Origin of the sequence: Pseudomonas sp. C9, from assembly GCF_002000165.1 — a bacterium.
In the GTDB taxonomy this organism is placed as follows: Bacteria; Pseudomonadota; Gammaproteobacteria; order Pseudomonadales; family Pseudomonadaceae; genus Aquipseudomonas.
Genome location: NZ_MPAK01000001.1, coordinates 846210 through 865880, shown reverse-complemented (window position 1 = coordinate 865880; position 19671 = coordinate 846210). Strand labels below are relative to the sequence as shown.

Below are 19671 nucleotides of genomic sequence, written 5' to 3'. Positions count from 1 at the left end.
ATTGAGCGGGATTTTTTTGCTTGGAGAAAAGTATGTCCATTACTCAGCAGCAACTGCTGCAGATCCTCCCGAAGGCTGGCAAGCAGGCCGGAGTTTTTGCGTCTGCGCTGAACTTGGCCATGGATCGCTCCCAGATCAACACGCGCCTGCGCATGGCGGCCTTCGTCGCCCAGGTGGGTCATGAGTCAGGCCAGTTCCAGTACGTGAAGGAACTAGGCGGTGACCAGTACCTGAGCAAGTACGACACCGGCACGCTCGCGAAACGGCTGGGCAATACACCTGAGGCTGACGGCGACGGGCAGAAGTACAAGGGTAGAGGACTGATTCAAATTACGGGGCACGACAACTACCTCGCGTGCAGCAAGGCGTTGTTCGGGGACGATCGCCTGCTGCGTACGCCTGAACTGCTGGAGCAGGCCGAGTGGGCGTGCAAGTCGGCGGCGTGGTTCTGGAACTCGCGCAACCTGAATGCGCTGGCCGACTCCGGCGACTTCGTCAGCATCACTCGCCGCATCAACGGCGGCACCAACGGCATGGCTGAGCGCCAAGCCTTCTACAACACTGCGCTGAAGGTGCTGGCATGAGCATCTGGCTGCGAATCCTTCCCTATATAGCTGCGCTGGCGTTGGTGGCCGGCGCGCTGTTTGGTGCATACCACCATGGCGTGAGTGTCACAGACGCAACATGGCAAGCCCAATGGGCCGCACGCGACACACGGGATGCCGACGCCCGTGCTGCCAACGAGGCAGTCGAGCGCACCAAGGAACAGGCCTACCAACAGTCAATCAACAAGGCGGTGCAAGATGGCCAACGAATCATCGACCAAGCGACTGCTGATGCTGTCACTGCTCGCGCTTCTGCTGTCGGCCTGCGCGGGGCGGCCGATGCCATTGCCGCTCGACTCGCAGCCAGTGAAGCCAGCGGCAATTCCTGCACTGCCGCCGCAAGCAAGGCAGCTGCCCGTTACGCCGCTATGCTCGCCGACGTGCTCAAGCGGGTTGATCAACGAGCGGGCGATTTGGCTGAAGTTGCTGACCAAGCCAGAGCCCGGGGACTGACCTGCGAATCTGCGTATGGAGCAATGACGAAATGAGAACTAGCATTGCAGACACAGTTGCAATGCACCATGTCCGTAGCACAAAGGGGATATCGGGGCTTATTAGTTTTCAGGTGGGAGAGGTCCAGTACATGAAGTTCGAAAAATCATTGTTTGTCGTCATCAGCATTGCAATTTTGTCTGGCTGCATGTCCGCTGAAATGGTTTCCTCTCCAAACTCTGGCTCCGCCTACGCGCCTGTGAACGAGAGCTCCAGATCTGGGATTGTGAAGTATCTGAACGATGGCGCGACTGTTGTTCGCAAACAGCGCCGCGAGGACGCTTACAAACAGATGCATGATGCCTGTGGTGGTCAATACCGAATTGATGCTGAAGGATCGAACACAGAGGGCGGGGCAATCATAAACTCGGGTACCGGCAGTTTCTGGACGCAGTCACATTATTGGTACATTCAATTTTCATGTGTGCCCAAGACTTGATACTGTTTGGATGGTTGTCAGTCCCGTTCAACCTAACGGATCCAGCCAGTGGCTGTGAAGGCCTGCCAGTACCGCAGCCCGCGGTATGGTTCATGGAGGAGCGCGCGTCCGACTCGACCCTGCGCATGCTCAACGAATTGTCGCCATCACCGACGCCGGCGATCAGGGACTGATTGCGCTGAAGGCTTGCCAGGCATACGTCAGAGAGATTTCCGCTCCCGCTTTTCCATGAGCAACTTCTGGTTTTCTCTAAACAGGTGATCTCGCTGGTCGGCTATCAGCTGGAGGCTGTAAGCCTTACTGGATAGTTCAGAATGCTCTCCTTTAAGGCGGTTCAACTCAGCTCGTAGCTGATCCCGATCCTGGGACACGTCGGCATGCATCTGCACCAGGCCGAAGATGTCTTCGCGGGCTTTACGCAATTGCATGGTCAGTTCCTGCACCTCGTTCTCGGTTAGGCGCAGGAAGGAACGGCAGGTCTCAAGTTCAGTCGGGCAGCCAAGCCAGTCGCTGGTGTCTTCGATTTCGAGGGGTTCCACGGTCATGCCTTATCTGTACTGTTTGGATATACAGTAATCGATGCGCAAGACTCGGGCGAGGATGAAGCGACGAATCGCAGGCATGTGAGATTTGAGGTCGGTGGAACACCGAAATGGAGTGTCCATTTTCAACCCAAAGCAGCCTGTCACGACCGCAGGCAATTGATACTGGATGCGGCAGTCAGTGTGTTCTAGGCACTTCGGATCGAATGATACATTTGCACCAAAGTAGCGCCGCGAGTGATCAGCTCTAGAATGAGATATGCCTCATTTAGCACCTGCGAACAGAATAGCCTTCAGTTCGGCCAGCGCTTGCCCAATTCCTAAATCCTGAGCTTGGACAATAACGGTGTCAAATGTGAGTGACGACCCAAAACCGCGAATTACCTCGTTGAAGAGTGGAATCATTAGAGCTACAAAAATCGATAATTGCAGCGACCAACGTAATACCTCGGGAATTGCATTTAGAGCCATTACCAACCATTGGCCGGCTTTTCGCACAATCTTTTGATATTGTCTTTGGCGAGCGGTTAAATTGTCGCGATCACGTATCGCAAACATGTAGGAGCCAACCACCATGGGGCCCCAAAATTGATTGAAAATGTCAAAAATCAACCCTATAGCATGAAACAAAATCCACAGAATTATGAATTTTCCTAGTGTTTGAATAAATGCGATCGCCTGAACCTGAGATTGAAATGTCCGAAGCTGTCCTACAGAAGCCTCAAGGCGTGGCACAAGCTTTTCGAATTCCTCGCGCGGTACCGCGGTTCCCTTTTGTCTCAGTTCAGCGAGCTCTATCTGTAACTTTTCCGTCTCTAGGAGAGACTTGGTCGTTTCCGCCTTTGTTTTGATAGTCTCTGCATCTGTTTTTGTTTGAGTCTTAATGTCCCCACTTGCTTGGGTCAACTGCAGAACTATGCCCAAAATCGCAGCGGGTAATATTAAAAAATTGATCCACTTGGCCCACCAAGAGTCTAAAGGTGGAGTGGCGGATTGCTTGCGAAGTTCTAACTCCAGGACTTCGATGCGTAGTTTTAGGCGTTCAGTTTCAGAGCCGGGGGGCGTCTCCATATTTTTACTCCTAGCGGAAATTGCTCACGTGAGACCTACATGTTCTGAAATTGTAGACGGGTTCAGTTGTCCATCGAAGGATGGCAATAAACACTGAGCATTACCTCTTTATCTAGGGAGCAGAAGTCGCAGACTCTAGCGGACGTGCTCGTTGAAAGTCCGCTTTTGGCCGATTACTGCCCATGAGAAATCACTCCGGCGTCATCAGTACCGCGAGAGTCATTTTGATGAACTCTTCGTTCTTGTCGATCGTTTCCAAGGCGCCGCGCACATTACCACCGACCTCGGTCGCACCGCGCTGCTCTACCCAAAGCGTCAGCTCCAAGATGGCTGCCTCAAGGGCGAGTTGGTTTTCGTTGATTTTGAAGAGCAGGGAAGGGAGTAGATCTGAGTTTGGCATCGCGAATCCTCCGTGGAAGGGGACAGCGTAGCAGTGGAAATGAGTGGGGGGAGAACTTTGGCAGGACGCCAAGAGGGGGGAACTACTGTAGGAATATACAACGCTAAGTTATTGATTCTTATAGGGGGATGTCGCGGTTTTGTACCTGCTGTAAAACGCCAATTTTTCTTTATAGATCATATGCTTGCGTTGGTTTCGGGGTCACCTTGACATGGTGGTTCCTTATGGTTTCGCCTTTAGAACAGTTTTATCACTCGACACGATAAAGAAGCCTTGCTACCGGATTTGCCGATTTGTAGCTGCCTTCTGACGGGTAGAGGCTATATGCGAGTCCGTTTGTTGGGAAATTTACGATGGTTTCTACTACCTGCGATTCCGCAGGAATGGTTGGAAAGGCGCCAGGCTTAGAAAGGAATGCTCGAAATGAGATGCGATAGCCTTAGCTTGATCGTGGCAAAGAAAAGCGTTCCCGCGACATGCCAACCCCAAATTCTGCCCATACAGCGGTCGAGGGATAGGAGAAGTGGTGTCCGTTGACCTCAACGACAATACGTCCAACCTGAAATTCGTTTGATTCGACGCCTTCAATAGTGAGCCAGCGTTGTGGTTCTACTGTTGAGCGACCAACATACCCTGCCGCCACGAGCCCCACCGCAGTAATTACAGCAACCAGGATCGCCTGGAATGCTGTGATTTTCGCGGCGGCTATTTCTGGAGCCTGCGTCATAAACGACCTCGCAAAGACATGGTTTGTGAATATCGCCTCTATTTGACAATAGCTTGTCTTGAACAATATGAAGATGGTTAAACCAGCCAAAAGAAATTTCCACGCGATACACAAGATTTGCGCGCAAAACCACCGCTGGAAGCCGCGGTTTACCGTTTGCATAAGCACAAAAAATCGGATGTTTTGCCTTGCTCAGAAAGAGTTGTTATCCTTTAAAAACAATAGCTTGGGTCGCAACAGCCCCCAGCATGGGGTGCTAGGGGTCGAGTGTTCGAATCACTCCGTCCCGACCATATAATTCAAGGGGTTGCGAGATTTTATCTCGCGACCCCTTTTTATTTTTAGGCGTTTTTACCCCTACAGACCGACTGGCTCTCGGTGGAATCCTCACCTCTTTCGGAAGAGATGGGCGAAAGCTTTCTCGGTTCCGGATCGCATATCCATCGGCACGGTGACCGCCAGATGGCGTCGATGTGGATCACGGGGCAAGTCTCGCAGCTACCTCCACAAAAGGAAGCTGCTTTTCGGTCACTTGCTTATCGGTGTGTTCTTTTCACTACGCAGTTCAACGCTCAGCACGCTGGAAATAACGCCAGAACAGTAGTGCATAGACGATGTCACCCGATGCCGCTACTGGCAATGGCCAAGGGATGCTGCCCGCCAGCCAGTGACCATAAACCACCACAACAAACAGTACTTTCAGGATTATCCCGAGCAGGATATAGGGACGATACTGCAGCGGATCGCGAGCGATCATCCAATAGGCCCAACCGAATATGATAACCAGGCACGTGGTGAGTTGAATGAAGAGGGTTGAGGTAGGGGTAATTTGCAGCCCCAACAGTGCAGCTACGGGTCGCAGAGCTACGAGTAATGGAAGACCCGCGAGTACGTTGAAACAAGCGGCAGAAATAAAAAGCTTGCGGGTATAACTGTCGGTCATGGGATTGTTCCTGAGAGGAGGTGATGCCTCGCATCACACAGAGACATCTTGTAATTTTTGGGTCTCAGCCAAGCAACTTGAGTAATGCCGGATAACTATTCGGAAATAGCCTGCTTATCCAGAACAAGGTGCTCGACTTGTTCCCTGTGATAATGCGTTTGGTTCCGTTGCGGAGCCCCTTGATGATGTCGCCGGCACAATCTGCCGCTGGCGTCAGTAGCATTTTTTCTGCCAGAGCGGTGAACCTTTCTTCTGTTTTACCGGCGGCTTTACAACGTCGTCCGGCCTTTTCAATATTGGTTCGAATTCCTCCGGGGTGCACACACACAGCGCGTACACCGCTACCATCGAGTTCAGACCATAATGCTTCGGTCAGACCACGTACGGCGAACTTCGACATGTTGTAAGCGCTTTGCATCGGGAAACCCACCAGGCCAAATACGCTGGAAATGTTGACGATGCAGCCTTCTCGCTGGGCCTGCATCATCGGCAGGAACGCTTTGGTACCGTACAGCACGCCCCACATGTTGATACCGAGTTGCCACTCGTACTCATCGATGGAGGTGTTGGCAACTGTCCCGATGACTGCGGCACCTGCGTTATTGATGACGAAGTGCGCCGTGCCAAAATCTCGTTTCACCTCGTCGGCATGAGCCTGGAAGGCATCCCAGGACGATACGTCCAGGATGTAACCTTTCGCTTTGCTGGCGTCAGGCAATAGCTTCATGGTTTTGTCGAGACCCACCTGGTTGATGTCCGACAGGGCGACATGTGCGCCAGCTTCCACTAGTTGGATAGCCAACTCCCGACCAATGCCGGATCCTGCACCGGTGATGACGACTACTTTGTTTTGGAACATGTTTTTTATCCTTCTTGTTTTGATTGGTTTCGCCACTACAAATTTTTCTGACAAGTACTATCTGCTGAGAATGTGGATCGCGACTGCTGCCTCCTCAATACCCTGCAAGCCGCCGCCGTTCTCCTGGATTGCATGGCGTGCGCCATGTACCTGGCGTGCGCCAGCCTCCCCGCGCAGTTGCGTCACCAGTTCGTAGAGCTGGCCAATCCCGGTAGCACCGAGCGGATGACCTTTCGATTCCAGGCCGCCTGAGGTATTGACCGGGATGCGTCCGCCCAGGGTGAATTCGCCACGTTCAGCCGCAGGACCGCCCTGACCGAACGGGACCAGGCCCAGGTTTTCGACCTGAATGATTTCACCCATCGCCGAGGCGTCATGGACTTCGGCGACATGCATGTCTTGCGGCCCCAGGCCCGCCAGGTCATAGGCCAGGTTAGCGGCCAGGTGACCGACGTTCAGTTCCGGCTGATCGAGCCGGCGATGGCTGAAGCTACGGATGACACTGGCCGCTACCTTGATGCAGCGGCTCCTGTCGGCACCGATGCGTGTGAGTCCTTCCTCGGTGCACAGGATGGCGGCTGCTGCACCGTCCGACAGCGGCGCGCACATTGGCAGGGTGAGCGGGTAGGTGATCGGAGGGGCGGCAAGGATTTCGTCGATACCGAAGGCTTTGCGAAATTGCGAGTAGGGGTTATGGACCGAGTGAGTGTGGTTTTTTGCCGACACCGCTGCGATCTGCCGCTGCGTGGTGCCGTAGGTTTTCATATGGTGGCGGCACAATGCGGCATAGATGGCCATGAACTTACTGTAAGGCTTGTCCGATTCCGACCCGGCGGGCGGCACCACGCCTTCGCCCATTTTCACCAGCGTCTGATAATTCTCTTCGGCGCAAGATACGTCCCAACCAGCCTCGAACAGCGAGAGGGCCTTGAGTTTATCCGGGATGTTCATCTTTTCCGCACCCAACGCCAGCGCGATACTGGCCGTACCGGCCTTGAGACTTTGCACGGCCAGATTGAAGGCTGAGCTACCCGAAGCGCAGGCATTCTCGACGTTATAGATAGGAATGCCTTGAATACCGATCTTGCTGAACACGACCTGACCGGGGATCGAGAGCTGGCCTTGCAACGGGCCATTGGTCATGCCGGCATAAAATGCGATATCGAGATCGGCGGCGCTACAGTGGGCGTCCTTCAAAGCGCCCTGGAAAGCCTCGCGTGCCAAGTCGTCGAGGCTGCGTTCGTTGTGGCGACCGAAGACGGTCATGGCGATGCCGGCGATATAGATATTGCTCATTGAAAATTCCTTATGTTCAGTTGGTCGGTGTCCAGTTCGCACCCCTCCGGTTGTGTCAGATCTTGCGAGCTGCGTTTTCCCAATACGGCTGACGCAGTTCTTTTTTCAGCACCTTGCCCACCGGACTGCGTGGCAGACTGGTAGTGAAGTCGACAGACTTCGGTGCCATCACGCTGCCCAGCCTGGCTTTGCACAGCTCGATAAGCTCCTGCTCTGTGGTTTCCTGGCCTGGGTTGAGCTCGACCACGGCCTTGACGGCCTCGCCCCATTTCTCATCGGGCACGCCAATCACGGCGCAGTCCTGAACGGCCGGATGTCCCCACAGCACTTGCTCGACTTGACTGGGATAGACGTTGAAACCACCGGTAATGATCATGTCCTTTTTGCGATCGGTGAGGTGCAGATAGCCTTCGGCATCGATATGGCCGATGTCGCCGGTATGCAGCCAACCGTCGACGATGGTCTCGGCGGTCTTCTCCGGTTGCTTGTAGTAACCCTTCATGATCAGGTCGCCGCGCACGCATATTTCACCGGTTTCACCGCGCGACAGGATCTGGTTGGTGTCGCTCATCACTTCGACGCGGACCAGCGGGTTGGGGCGGCCGACCGAGGACAGACGTTCGTCGTCGGCGAATTGCTCGCCCACCAGATGTTCGTCGGGACGAAAGTTGGCGATACTGGCCGGTGCTTCGGTCTGGCCATAGCCGCCGGTCATGACCGGACCGAAAATCTCGATAGCTTTCTTTAGCTTGTCTACCGACATCGGAGCAGCGCCGTACATCAGGTACTTCACCGAGGAGAAGTCCAGCTTCTCGATACCGGGAGTTTCCAACAGCCTGTAGATCACCGTTGGCGGCAGAAAGAGCTCGCTGACCTTGTGCTGCGCAATGGCGTTCAACATCAATGCCGGATCAGGTTTGGTAATAACCACTACAGTGCCACCTTGCGCCGTGCAGGGTACGGCCAACAGGCCGGCAGTGTGGGTCATCGGTGCAGCGGCCATATTCACCAGCTTTTCACCACTGCGATAAGCACAGGTCAGCATGAAGTGGGCGATGAACGTCTGCAGGCTGCGGTGGGTGTTCATCACTCCTTTTGGCGTGCCCGTAGTGCCACCAGTGGGTGAGACCGCCACCACATCGTCCATGTCATGGGCGACTTCGGGACGGCTCGCCGGCTGGCCGGCACTCCATAGCTCCAACGAAGGTGCATCGACAGCGTCGGCATCGATACAGATCCAGTGCTTGATCTTCGGCAGCTTGGGCCGTAGCTCGGTGATGATTTGCGCGAAATCGTTTTGGTAGAACATCACCTCGCAGTCGAATGCGTCGAGGATGTAGTGATTCTCTTCGCTTGAGTTGCGCGCGTTGACTGGAATCCAGGTCATGTTGGCGCGCCATAGACCCAGTGTGCAGGCCCAGGCGGTGACGTCGTTACCTGACCAGACGGCACCCTTGGTTTCCTTCGGCAAGCCCAGTGCGAGCAACTTGTTGGCGATGCGACACGAGAGCTCGCCGATTTCGTTGAAGGTGTAAGAGCGCTCGCCTTGGATGTAGGCGACCCCGGCAGGGTTGATGCCCCAGCCGCGATCGTAAAAGTCGATGATGGCCATAAGTGGTTCCTGTGCCGGTAATCAGAGTTTGGTAACGGTGGCACGGGCCAGGCCGCGCTCTTCCAGGAAGCCGAGCAGATAGCGGTGTCCAAAAGCCTTGGAGCCGGAAGCGAAGCCGACCTTGTTGGTGTCGCCGTCGAGCAGCTTGACCGCCGCCGCGGCCTGTAGGGCACCGGTGGAAATATAGGGTGTGACGCCATGCACGGTAGCGCGCACGGCGGCCAGGTGACCGCGGCCGATAGCGATGTCGACGCTGCGTTGCAAGGTGGTGCGTTCGCGGGGCGGCATGCTCGGCGTGGTGGCCTCTACCAGGCTCCTCACCACCGCGTCCTGCTGCTCCTTGGACAAGTGCTTGTATTCCGCTTCCCACTTCTGGCTCAGGCCATGCACCATCGGCATCACATTGTTGTCGTAGAAACCTACCGTGGAGGTGCAGCCGCGCACGCGCGGATCATGCTCGAAGTAAATCGGCAGCGAGGTTCCCCCCCAAGGCAGGGAGAAAACCGGCTCCATGAAGTTGGGGTCGACAATGTTGAACGAAGCGGTGGCGGGGTGCTGCACCAGCTTGTTTTCCCACAGGTAGAACTGCTCCCTGTGGAACAATTCGAAAATCGAGGCCGCCGAGCCCAGGCTGACCCCGGCGACATCACGCGGGCCGCGGCACAGGGCGGCGGTTTCCAGCACGTCGATGCCGGGGGTTTCCAGCGCCAGTTCGGCGGCGATCTCGGAGAAGCTGAACATGTAGGACAGCGATGGCGAAACCAGTAAGCCAGCCTGACGATAGAGTTCACCAAATTGCTCGCGAACCTGACGAACATAGCTTTGCTCGCCGGTGGTATCTATGTGGTGGCAGCCGGCCTTGAGCGCGGCCTCGACGGTGGTCAGACCGAAGTTGACGAAGGGGCCAACGGTGTTGCAGACCACCTTGGCCCCCTTGAAGGCGGCGCTCAGCGACTCGACGTTGTGCTCGGCCTCAATGATTTCATAGGTCGCGGACTCCAGCCGTACCACCCGTTGCGCCATCATTTCCTGCGCGCGCTTGGCATTGCGCGCCACGGCGGTGAACGGGATGTTCTGGTCGATCAGCCAATCCATGGTCAGCATGCCGGTGTAGCCACTGGCGCCATAAACAACTACGGGATACTTAGCCATTTCTATTGTCTCCAAAGTTTATTGTTAGTCGGGTTTGGGATCAGTACCGGGGCCAGCCGTCTTCGTAGAGCTCCTGGACAAGGAAGCCAAGGCGGGTGGTGAGCATCATGTTTTCGCCATCCTCGATCAGCGCGGCGCGGGCATCGCGGAACAACTTCTCCATGGGGTACTCGCGGGTCAGGCCATTGCCGCCGAACAGCTGCATGGCATCGCTGACCACGCGCATGGCCTCTTCGGTCACGGTGACCTTGCTGGAAGCCGTGGCACAGGGGTGCCCCTGCGGGGACAGGCGCGCATAGGCCAGGGAGCGGCGGGCGACAGCCCGGCAAAGCTCGACACGACGCATCATGTCGCCGATGCGGTAGCGGGTAAGCTGGTGGTTGATCAGCAGTTGGCCACCCTGCTTGCGCTCATGACAGTAGGCCAGGGCCAGCTCGAACGCGGAACGTGCCACGCCAGTGAACCATTGCGCCATGTGGGTGCCAGCGAACGACCAGGTCGAAACGACGTTGCCGTAGTACTCGTCCTGCAGGGCCACGGCGAAGCGCTTGGGAATCCGCACGTTGTCGAAATACACCTCGCCCTGCGGCAGGGCGCGCTGACCGATCTTCTCCAGCGGCTTGCCCTTGCTGACACCGGGCAAGTCCAGGGGCACGATTACGGAGATGCCATAAGGCAAGCCATTGGCATCGTAGAAGCCGTTGCCATAGTCGGCGGTCATGTAGGCCAGAGCTACCTGGGCCACCGCGCCGTTGGACACCCAGGCCGAGCACTGGCCGTTAATGACGATCTCGTGCTCGCCGACCTTGGCGAAGAGATTGCCCTTGTTGCCCAACTGCCCCGGGACCCAGTCGCGCTGCAAGTCGAAGGCGCTGACGTCAGTGCCCTTGTCCGGATGGGTAATCATCCAGCAGCCGATTTTTCCGGCACTTAGATCGATCAGCTCCTGGTTCCCTACGGCTTTGGCCATCTCGTTCGGGAAGGTGCTGACGCCCAGGGAAACCGCCAGGCCGGCATCGCCCCAGCCCATTTCCTCGCCGATCATAGACTCGACGCGTACGGCCGTTTCCGGCGGCAGTTCGGCCAGCAGATCGGAACTCAGGCCCAACTTGGCGGCTTCGCTGAACATGCTGTAGTACGGCGAGCCGGGGGCGACCACCTGCTCTGCGGTCATCTTGTCGAGTTCCTGGCCGAGGGGGCGCATGAAATCCTTGGCAAAGCGATGCACGCTGTCCTGGATGCCGCGCTCGACCTCGTTCAGGGGCGTTTCAAAGCCGGTTATTGAAATGTCAGGCAGGTTGATCCGGTTACTTAGTTTCATGATGGGCCTCGTCATATCACTCGGTTTTTCTTATGGCCTGCACGCTAGGCGTCGGCCGGGAGTTCACCGGCGGCGATCAGCGTGGCGCGCGTGGCCTCGACGAAAGGCTCTACGGTGTCGACGAACAGCGCTTGCAGCGGCGTCCCCTTGAACTCGGGGAGGAAGGTCTTGTTCCAGTTGCCGAACAGCGACATGCCCGCTGGTGTATCGACCATGGCGACGCCGATCGCCAGCAGAGTCTGGATGGCACCGGGATGGGAAGCCGCGTAGGCTGCGCGCCACTGCTCGGGCGTCAACTCGTTACGCTCGATCGGGCGTCCCATGGCTTGTTCGCGCGCGGCCAGCAGCTCGTTCCACGAACACCAGGCCGTGGCCGCGACTGGGCAGATCGCATTGCGCGAGGCCGGGTGGGCCAGCACATGCGGAATGATGCGACCGACATCCGCGCCGGTCGACCAGGCCAGCTTGGCGTCGGGATCGCCCATCACCATCACTGGCTCCTGCATGTAGTACTCGATCCATGCACCCGCCGGAATGATGGTGTAGTCCATGCCGGCCAATTCGATCATGCGCCGGATGAACGCCTTCTGCCGGGCCATCAAGCGGTGCATGGTGTCGGTTTGCCAGAACTGCTCGAACTCGTAGATAGCGCCGTACTCGGATGGCACGAAGCGTTCGACCCCGGCTTCCTTGGCGGCAAAAATCAGCGGCATCTGCGATTCGGTGGCGTAGAGCGGCACGCAGGACACCAGGTAGTCGGTGCCGCGCAGCGCCGGGACCAGCGCTTGGGCAATGGTGACGTCGACCTCCTTGATGGTCACGCCCTGGCGCGCCCATTCGGCGTACTGCAGCTGTTTTTGCGACTCGCTCTTGCTGATACCCGACGATGAGCGTTCCACCTGGCCGGAGCGGCGCGCCAGCACATTGATATTGACCAGGCCCTGGCGAATGAACTCATTGACGCAGGCGACGCCGGCAGTCCCGGTGGCGCCGAATACCGTGACGGTCTTCTTGCTCATGCTGTTCTCCTGGCTGTAATCGGTCATGGGGGCGAGCGGTTGTGCCTGGCTCGCATTAAGGCGAGTGGCGGAATATTTGGCCGATTATTGTTCTTCCCAGCATCGACAACTCACCTGAAAAGCGGTCATATTTGTCAAAATATGCTCATCCTGAGATACCCATGAATCCGCAGCTGCAAGTACATGAAACACTGGGACTACCCATGCTTGGCGGCATGGTATGCAGTGAAATGCCCTTGTATGCAGAGCGCTATTTTCTACATGCAACTGATCGCTCAGCACCGCCGATTGACAGCATGGTTCTGTTGACTCAATTCGGTGGCTCACGGGTGAAGGAGGGGATAGGGGGCGAGTTGCGCTCTACATCAATGCCTCGTTTGTCAATATTGGTGCCTGCGCGCTGTGCCACTCATTGGCACTATTCCGGCAGCATTGATTTCGCGGTTTTTTATCTGCCCGAGCGCTCTGATGGCGTGTTTCAACAATTGCGTGAGATATGCGCTGAAGCGCAGGCACCATTGCCCTTCAGTGATGGTTTGGTGAGCGCAGCGGCCCGGCAATTGATGGATGAGCTAAGTCTTGGGAAAGGGGCTGATCAGGGGTTCATGGCAAGATTGGCCATGGTCATGCTTGAGCAGGTGTATCGTGCGTTACGAGTTGACGCGGGCCGAGGTATTTATCCGCCGCATATTCATCTGGCGCGCCTACATGCAGTACTGGTCTTCATTCGCGAGCACCTGGGGCAGGATCTGTCGATCAGCACGCTGGCTGGCCAGTCGGGTGTCAGCCCGGCTCATTTCCGACGGCTGTTTCAGCGCGCCATGGGGATGCCGCCCCATCGCTATGTGATGAATGTTCGACTGGAACATGCGCGTGATCTGCTCATGCAGACCGATCTACCTATTTTGCATGTGGCACTTGAGTGTGGCTTCAGCTCTCAGAGTCACCTGACTGCAGCGTTCAAAGTTGCGCACGCCAGTACACCGGCCGAATACAGAGCCCTGAATGGAAGGTAGCGGATTCTTTGGCGTGGCGAGCAAGTCGCTCCACCGAAAGTACACAAGCGGCTTGCGTTGGATTGCACCGGGGTTCAAGCCCTCGGACTATTCCATGGTAGTGTTCGGCCATGAGGACCTGCATCCAGCGGTGTGTGGCGAGAACCTGCAGAACTCAAGTCAGAAAATCACTGGCTTCAAAGTTGTCATCAAAGGCCACGACCAGCGACCTTCAGACGCTCCTTAGGTAAGCGTCTCCCAACCACCAAGGTCTGAAAAATGGATTGCACAGAGCCCCAACTCATCCTCAAAACGACACCGCCGCGTAGTCAGAAATCAGCACGGATGCGAAACCGCCTGGGTATCCATACCCAGGAATTGACAGACAAAGTGGTGATCGCCGTTCAAGCGCCGGCAGGCTTCGGCAAAACCTTTCTGCTGACCCAATGGCGCCGTGAATGTTTGTCTCACGGCGCAGTGGTGGCCTGGATGACGCTGGATGCACAGGATGATAGTGCTCGTTTTGTCCAGGGGCTGGGAGCTGCCATGGCAATTGGCAGCGGTCGGTCGTTGTTTGCCCGCGCATTCGAGCCTATTGCGGGATTGGGGCGTGACGAACAGGAAGGGCTGACGCAGTGGTTGGCGGAAGTGGCTGATCTGGGTAGCGAAACCGTATTGATTCTGGATGAAGTGGATACCCTGCCCGAGCTGACGATCCGTCACTCCCTGACGTACCTGTTGCACAACGCGCCGGCCAATTTGCGCATCATCATGGCCTCTCGTACACGGTTGAATCTGCAAGTGACGGACCTCGCGGCAAGAGGGCTTTTCACGACGATCATGACTGCGGCTTTACGGCTGAATGTGGAAGAGGCGATCGCCATTCTCAATGACCGTTTCGGCACAAGGGTTGATGCCGACCTCTGCGTGCGGCTGCACGAGATAACCGAAGGCTGGCCGCTTGGCCTGCAATTAGCGATTTCGGCGTTGGAGAAGAGTCCGAATCGAAGTGCGACAGTCGAAGAGTTGTCGACTTGTTCGGGTGATATCCAGCGATATTTCGTCGACAGTCTGGTCGCACATCTTCGGGAGGAGCAGGTTCGCTTTCTGACCGGCGTTGCATTGTTGGAAATGGTCCAGCCCTTGTTATGTGAGGCACTGACGGGTAACCCTCGCTCGGGTGAATTGCTGAAGGAGTTGTGTGCCTCGACACCGATTTTTGTTGAAAGTATCGACAGTGACTGGGTGCGCATCCATCCATTGGCGCGGGAATTTCTGCTCGGCCGTTTTGCCGACTTGCCGTTGGAGGAGCGTCAGGGTTATCACCGGCGCGGCGCTGTGTGGCTGGAACACCATGGTTTCCTGGAGCTGGCCGCCCGGCAATATCTGTTGGCGGACATGCCCCAATCGGCCTATACGTTGATCGGCAAATGCCTGTACGAAGTCATGTTGCAAGGGCAGTTCAGCCGGGTGCTGGAGTGGGTCGAGGAGCTTGGCCCCGCTGACGTGTTGTCGCATCCGCGCATCTGCCTGGCGGCGGCCTGGACATTCGCATTGGGAGAGCGTCAGGCAGAGGCAGCGCAATTGATTGCTGCTATTGAACAGCATCCGTCCGCCGACGAGGCGACACGTTGTGAAGCGGCCGCCATCGCCGCCGCCGCCGCCTATTTTGCGGACCATCCGGATCAATCGCATGAACTCATCATGCCTTGGGTCGATCGATTGCCTTCATTATCAATCAAGGTGCAAGCCATTGTCGCGAGCCAGATCGCCCGGCTGACGCTGTTGCAGGGACAACCGGAGAAAGCCCGACGAATCCTTCAGCGAGCACCGCGTTACGCGGGTAGTCCTGGCCTTGATGCCATTCGCGGGTATGGCGAGTGGGTGGTCGGTCTTGCTTATCTATACGAGGGGCGAATGGTGTCGGCGCGCACGGCGTTGCACGACAGCCTGTTGCATGCCGAACGGGACATCGGTCGGCGCAGTCCGGTGGCGGTCATTTTAGCGAGCGCTCTGGCGACGGTGTTGCTGGAACAGGGGGAAATTCAGGAATCCGCTACGGTGCTGGCGAACAGGCTGGATATCGTTGAACGCCTGGCGTCCCCCGATGCCATTGTGCAGGGGTTTCTCGCCGCCGCTCGACTGGCTTCAATCCAGGGGCAGGGGCATCGCGGGCAGGATCTGCTTGAGGCGTTATTCGCCCTTGGAGAAGAGCGAAATATTCCACGATTTTGCATTGCCTCCCTGGGAGAACAAATACGCCTGCATGCCTTGCAGGGACGCAGCGATACCTGTCAGGCACTATGGCGACGGCTGGACAGTTTCACGCCGGTTATTGCCCGTGAGCGAGCCGGGTTGCTGGGTCCGGAGCTGGACTTGCTGGTCGGGGTAGCCACCGCTTATGCCTTACTGGCCCAACGTGACTGGGAGGCTATGCTGGCGGTGCTGGACAACGTTGGCGAAACGGCCGAATACCTGCGGCGTGGACGAGACATCGTGCAGATCAAGCTGCTCAGGGCACTGGCACTTCGTGCGACCGGACAGGGTGGCACTGACTATTTGCTGGAGGCTGTCAGCCTCGCGCAAGAAAACGGTATGTTACGCGTGGTGCGGGACACCCATCCCGACCTGATCAAATGGGAGCAGACGCTCCAGCGTGATACCGTCGATTTGCTCGCAGCGACCTCTACCCCCGCACCTGTTCCGCGACCGGAATCCACCCCGTTGAGCGTGTCCCCAAGTCGTCTTTTGACGCCCAAGGAACGCGAGGTGTTGCAGTTATTGGCTCGCAATCTGTCCAACAAGCAAATCGCCCTGGCGCTGAATGTCGGCGAGGAAACCGTGAAGTGGCACCTCAAAAACCTGTTTGGAAAATTCCAGGCCGGCACAAGACAGCATGTTGTCGCGCGTGCATACATGCTGGGAATTCTCGAAACAGCGAGCTAATGCGGTCCGCCACCCGAGGTGATCCGTTCGGATCATCCTTCAATCCCCCCCCCGCCCCCCAAAAGAAATCGATTTCCAGCCGCCCCCCCAGTCAATGGGGGGGTTCGCTTTTCGACTTCGCAATAGTCTGACCTCACAAAAGCGCCAACGTATCGGCGAGTGGGAGCAGGTTCATGTCTGAAAAAGTGCTGATCGCCGGTGCAGGAATGGTGCCGTTTCTACCGCTGGGTGGCTCCGACAGTCATGCGGCGTTGGCGGGGCAAGCCATTCGTGCGGCGCTGGCCGATGCGCGGATCGATTATGACCTGGTCGACCAGGTGTTTACTTCCTGCGTACACGGTGAAACCGGTATCGCCGAGCAGATGTTGTCGCAGATTGGCTACTTGGGCGTGCCGATTTTCAGCCTCGGCGATGGCTGCGCCTCGGCCAGTAGTGCTTTCCAGTTGGCCCGCAATAGCCTGCTGTGCGGCCAGGCTGAATGTGTCCTGTTGGTTGGCGTCGAGTGCATGCCGGCACGCATTTCCAATCGTGGATTTTTCGGATTGAAAGATCTCGCTCGCGATGAGTCGTCAGAGGTCAGGCAGGGTGAGAACCCCATCGGCTTTATCGAGCGTCGACAACAACCGGCGCTGCTGTTCGCTGCCCAAACCAGCTGGTTATTGACACACATGGGCATTGCTCAAAGCAGCTTCGATCAAGTGCTTGAGCGGGCACGGGCCCAGGCCGGGCTCAATCCCTACGCCGTGTTGAACCGCCTACCGGATCGCGACGGCTGGCTCTCGCCTTATGTGTGCCCGCCCGCCTGTGGTGCGGCGGCCATCCTGCTCTGTACCCCGGCCTTCGCCCTGCGCTTCGGCGCTCGGGCGGACGTCACCGTGCTGGCCAGTGCCAGGGGCAGTGACAGCGCTTCAGAGCAGGAATCGGGTTGCGTGCTGGATGTGCTCGGACAGGCGACCACCCGGCGAGTCGCGCAGCTGGCCTATCAGCAGGCGGGCCTCGGTGCGGAAGACATCGACGTGGTTGAACTGCACGACCAAAGCGTCGGCGACTTCATGATCAATAGCGCCGCGCTGGGCTTTTGCCGGGAGGACGAGATCGATCGATTCGTGCAGCAAGGACACCGCCTGAAAGGACAGATGAATGCGGTGTGCCCATCGGGTGGCTTGCTGGGACGTGGTCACGCCCCGGGTGCCACCGGGTTGGCGCAACTGGTCGAGTTGGTCTGGCAACTGCGCGACATGGCCGACGGCAGGCAAATTGCTGGTGCCCGCACGGCTTTACAACATAGCACCGCCCTGGGCCGGGCGGTGTCGGTCACCCTTTTGCAGCGCACCTGAGAGGAGGCTCATTACGCCGTGAATCAACCCATGACTTTTCGTAAACCATAGAGCAGGTGGCAAGCTAGATGAACAAAAATAATAAGATCTGCCATGCAAACCTTCGCAAAGGGTTGTTGGCCTCCGCCATTCTCACCGGCCTGGGCATCGCGCCCGTGGGGGCTGTGGAGATCAACACGGGGAATGAAGACTTTGCGGTTCGTTTCGACAACACGCTGAAGTTCAACTACGCCCAGCGCGTGGAGGCCCCCAACAGTAAGTTGGCCAATTCGTGGAACAACAATGACGGGGATCGCAACTTTTCCTCCGGCAGTGCGGTGGCTCAACGAATGGATGTGCTGTCCGAACTGGACGTGGTCTACAAAGAAAAAGTCGGTTTCCGCGTAAGCGCCAACACCTGGTACGACCACGCCTACGACGATATAGGCAGCGACAATGCCTCGACCAATCAGCTCAACAGCGGCCGGCCGGATTCCCGGCACCAGAGTGGTTACGCCGATCGGTATTACAACGGTCCTTCTTCGGAAATCCTTGATGCCTTCGTGTTTGGCAGCATTGATGTCGGCGATGAATCACTGCTCAGCGGCAAGCTCGGCAAGCACACCGTTTACTGGGGCGAAAGCATCCTCGCCTTTGCCCATGGCAACAGTTATGGCCAGTCCGGCCTGGATATTTCCAAGTCGCTGGCGGTCCCGGGAACAGAAGCCAAAGAACTTTTCATTCCGCGTAATCAGTTGTCCACCAGTTTAACGATTAACCCGGAACTGACCCTCGCCGCGCAGTACTTCCTGGACTGGGACGCCGCGCGGTTGCCGGAGTCGGGTACTTATCTGGGGTTCAACGACGGCATTCAAAATGGCGGGCACAACCTGTCGTTGATCGGCGGCCAAAACCCTCGGTTTGGCACACCCGGTCCACTGGGTGCCAACCAGTTTTTACGGCTGACCAACGGGCATACGTTTACCCCGGACAACCAAGGTGACTTCGGCCTGATGGCCAAGTGGAGCCCGGAATGGCTGCAGGGTACGCTGGGTTTCTACTACCGCAAAACCTCCGACATTCTGCCGAACCTGGTGTTGCAGCCAACGGCGGTCGGCCCTGCGCAACTGATCTCCGGCAATGCTGGCAGCTACAACCAGTTCTATGTCGACGACATCGATATCTACGGCATCAGCCTGTCGAAAAGCATCGAAGGTGTCAGCGTCGGTCTCGACCTGAACTATCGCCACAACATGCCGCTGGCCAGCGTGCCGGCAACGGTCAATCCGGCAGCCGGTGCTGCCGGTTTGCCTGGCTTCATCAGCAGCTTTGATGGTGACAACGGTGTGGCCCGAGGCAACACCGTGCACGCGGTGCTCAACGGCTTGACCACTTTCGGTGCGACACCGGTCTGGGACAGCTCGACCTTGTTGGTTGAACTCGCCTACAGCCGCTGGCTGGACGTCACCGAGAACAAGCAGCTGTTCAAAGGCGAAGACTGGTATCGCGGTGTCGACAACGTCACCAAGGACAACTACGTCCTGGGCGTCAACTTCAACCCGACCTGGTATCAGGTGTTCCCCGGCATCGATATGTACCTGCCGGCCAACTACAGCGTCGGCCTTGCGGGCAACTCGTCGGTCCAGCTCGGGGGTAACAAGGACTCCGGAAGTTACTCGGTGGGCGTAGGCATGGACGTGCACAACCAGTACCGGTTTGACCTGAAGTACGTGGACAACTTTGGTCCGTTCGACACCTGCGGCTCAGCCGGTGGTGCAGGTGCACAGGGCCAGGGCGCCGCACCAGGGGCCAACGGCCAATACAACTGCGTACCGGGGCAGACCACTGCTTTCGGCGGTACTCAGCCTCAGCTCAAGGATCGGGGCATGGTCACTTTTACCTTCAAAACGACCATTTGATCGAAGTCTTTGCTTGT

At 57.2% G+C, this 19671-nt stretch carries 18 protein-coding genes and 1 pseudogene; 8 read left to right on the top strand and 11 right to left on the bottom strand.

Annotated elements, in window-relative coordinates; translation table 11 throughout:
• Window positions 1-32 precede the first annotated feature (32 nt).
• The 4 genes and pseudogenes from BMS17_RS04030 to BMS17_RS30580 form a co-directional block, all read left to right on the top strand.
• Window positions 33-584, top strand: a complete 552-nt coding sequence (locus tag BMS17_RS04030) for a glycoside hydrolase family 19 protein (RefSeq protein ID WP_077430468.1) — start codon at window positions 33-35, stop codon at window positions 582-584.
• The gene (locus BMS17_RS04025) at window positions 581-1093 is read left to right on the top strand and encodes a DUF2514 family protein (protein WP_077430467.1); all 513 of its coding nucleotides are present in this window, start codon (window positions 581-583) and stop codon (window positions 1091-1093) included. The genes BMS17_RS04030 and BMS17_RS04025 overlap by 4 nt, the downstream gene beginning before the upstream one ends.
• 95 nt (window positions 1094-1188) lie before the next feature.
• On the top strand, window positions 1189-1536 hold the full coding sequence (locus tag BMS17_RS04020; protein WP_139348064.1) for a hypothetical protein: 348 nt from the start codon (window positions 1189-1191) through the stop codon (window positions 1534-1536).
• A gap of 14 nt (window positions 1537-1550) precedes the next feature.
• A pseudogene (locus BMS17_RS30580) lies at window positions 1551-1768 on the top strand (lysis protein); the annotation flags it as partial.
• Here BMS17_RS30580 and BMS17_RS04010 read toward each other — a convergent pair.
• From BMS17_RS04010 to BMS17_RS03960, 11 genes are all read right to left on the bottom strand, one after another.
• Window positions 1737-2081, bottom strand: coding sequence for a hypothetical protein (locus BMS17_RS04010; protein WP_175648948.1), 345 nt, complete (start codon window positions 2079-2081; stop codon window positions 1737-1739). The pseudogene BMS17_RS30580 and the gene BMS17_RS04010 overlap by 32 nt on opposite strands.
• Window positions 2082-2342: 261 nt before the next feature.
• A complete protein-coding gene (locus tag BMS17_RS04005; protein WP_077430465.1) occupies window positions 2343-3149 on the bottom strand; it encodes a hypothetical protein in 807 nt (268 codons plus the stop codon).
• Window positions 3150-3339: 190 nt separating this feature from the next.
• The gene (locus BMS17_RS04000; protein WP_077430464.1) at window positions 3340-3549 is read right to left on the bottom strand and encodes a hypothetical protein; all 210 of its coding nucleotides are present in this window, start codon (window positions 3547-3549) and stop codon (window positions 3340-3342) included.
• Window positions 3550-3988: 439 nt separating this feature from the next.
• Window positions 3989-4366: a hypothetical protein gene (locus tag BMS17_RS03995; RefSeq protein ID WP_139348063.1), complete on the bottom strand. Its 378-nt coding sequence runs from the start codon at window positions 4364-4366 to the stop codon at window positions 3989-3991.
• A gap of 475 nt (window positions 4367-4841) precedes the next feature.
• Window positions 4842-5219: a hypothetical protein gene (locus BMS17_RS03990; protein ID WP_046028203.1), complete on the bottom strand. Its 378-nt coding sequence runs from the start codon at window positions 5217-5219 to the stop codon at window positions 4842-4844.
• 64 nt (window positions 5220-5283) lie between these two features.
• The gene (locus BMS17_RS03985; RefSeq protein WP_077430462.1) at window positions 5284-6078 is read right to left on the bottom strand and encodes an SDR family oxidoreductase; all 795 of its coding nucleotides are present in this window, start codon (window positions 6076-6078) and stop codon (window positions 5284-5286) included.
• Between the two features lie 57 nt (window positions 6079-6135).
• A complete protein-coding gene (locus tag BMS17_RS03980; RefSeq protein WP_046028202.1) occupies window positions 6136-7374 on the bottom strand; it encodes a thiolase family protein in 1239 nt (412 codons plus the stop codon).
• Between the two features lie 55 nt (window positions 7375-7429).
• Complete coding sequence (locus BMS17_RS03975) at window positions 7430-8986, bottom strand: class I adenylate-forming enzyme family protein (RefSeq protein WP_046028201.1); 1557 nt, start codon at window positions 8984-8986, stop codon at window positions 7430-7432.
• 21 nt (window positions 8987-9007) lie between these two features.
• The gene (locus BMS17_RS03970; protein ID WP_046028199.1) at window positions 9008-10138 is read right to left on the bottom strand and encodes a trans-acting enoyl reductase family protein; all 1131 of its coding nucleotides are present in this window, start codon (window positions 10136-10138) and stop codon (window positions 9008-9010) included.
• Between the two features lie 40 nt (window positions 10139-10178).
• Window positions 10179-11459, bottom strand: coding sequence for an acyl-CoA dehydrogenase family protein (locus tag BMS17_RS03965; RefSeq protein ID WP_139348062.1), 1281 nt, complete (start codon window positions 11457-11459; stop codon window positions 10179-10181).
• 44 nt (window positions 11460-11503) lie between these two features.
• A complete protein-coding gene (locus tag BMS17_RS03960) occupies window positions 11504-12478 on the bottom strand; it encodes an NmrA family NAD(P)-binding protein (protein WP_046028197.1) in 975 nt (324 codons plus the stop codon).
• 161 nt (window positions 12479-12639) lie between these two features.
• Between BMS17_RS03960 and BMS17_RS03955 the strand changes: the two genes are divergently transcribed.
• The 4 genes from BMS17_RS03955 (at window position 12640) to BMS17_RS03935 (ending at window position 19654) form a co-directional block, all read left to right on the top strand.
• Complete coding sequence (locus BMS17_RS03955; protein WP_077430461.1) at window positions 12640-13494, top strand: AraC family transcriptional regulator; 855 nt, start codon at window positions 12640-12642, stop codon at window positions 13492-13494.
• Window positions 13495-13818: 324 nt separating this feature from the next.
• Window positions 13819-16419, top strand: coding sequence for a LuxR C-terminal-related transcriptional regulator (locus BMS17_RS03945; RefSeq protein WP_256577133.1), 2601 nt, complete (start codon window positions 13819-13821; stop codon window positions 16417-16419).
• A 173-nt stretch (window positions 16420-16592) separates the two neighbouring features.
• A complete protein-coding gene (locus BMS17_RS03940) occupies window positions 16593-17756 on the top strand; it encodes an acetyl-CoA acetyltransferase (RefSeq protein WP_046028192.1) in 1164 nt (387 codons plus the stop codon).
• Between the two features lie 68 nt (window positions 17757-17824).
• The gene (locus tag BMS17_RS03935) at window positions 17825-19654 is read left to right on the top strand and encodes a DUF1302 domain-containing protein (RefSeq protein ID WP_046028189.1); all 1830 of its coding nucleotides are present in this window, start codon (window positions 17825-17827) and stop codon (window positions 19652-19654) included.
• The last annotated feature ends 17 nt before the right edge of the window (window positions 19655-19671 follow it).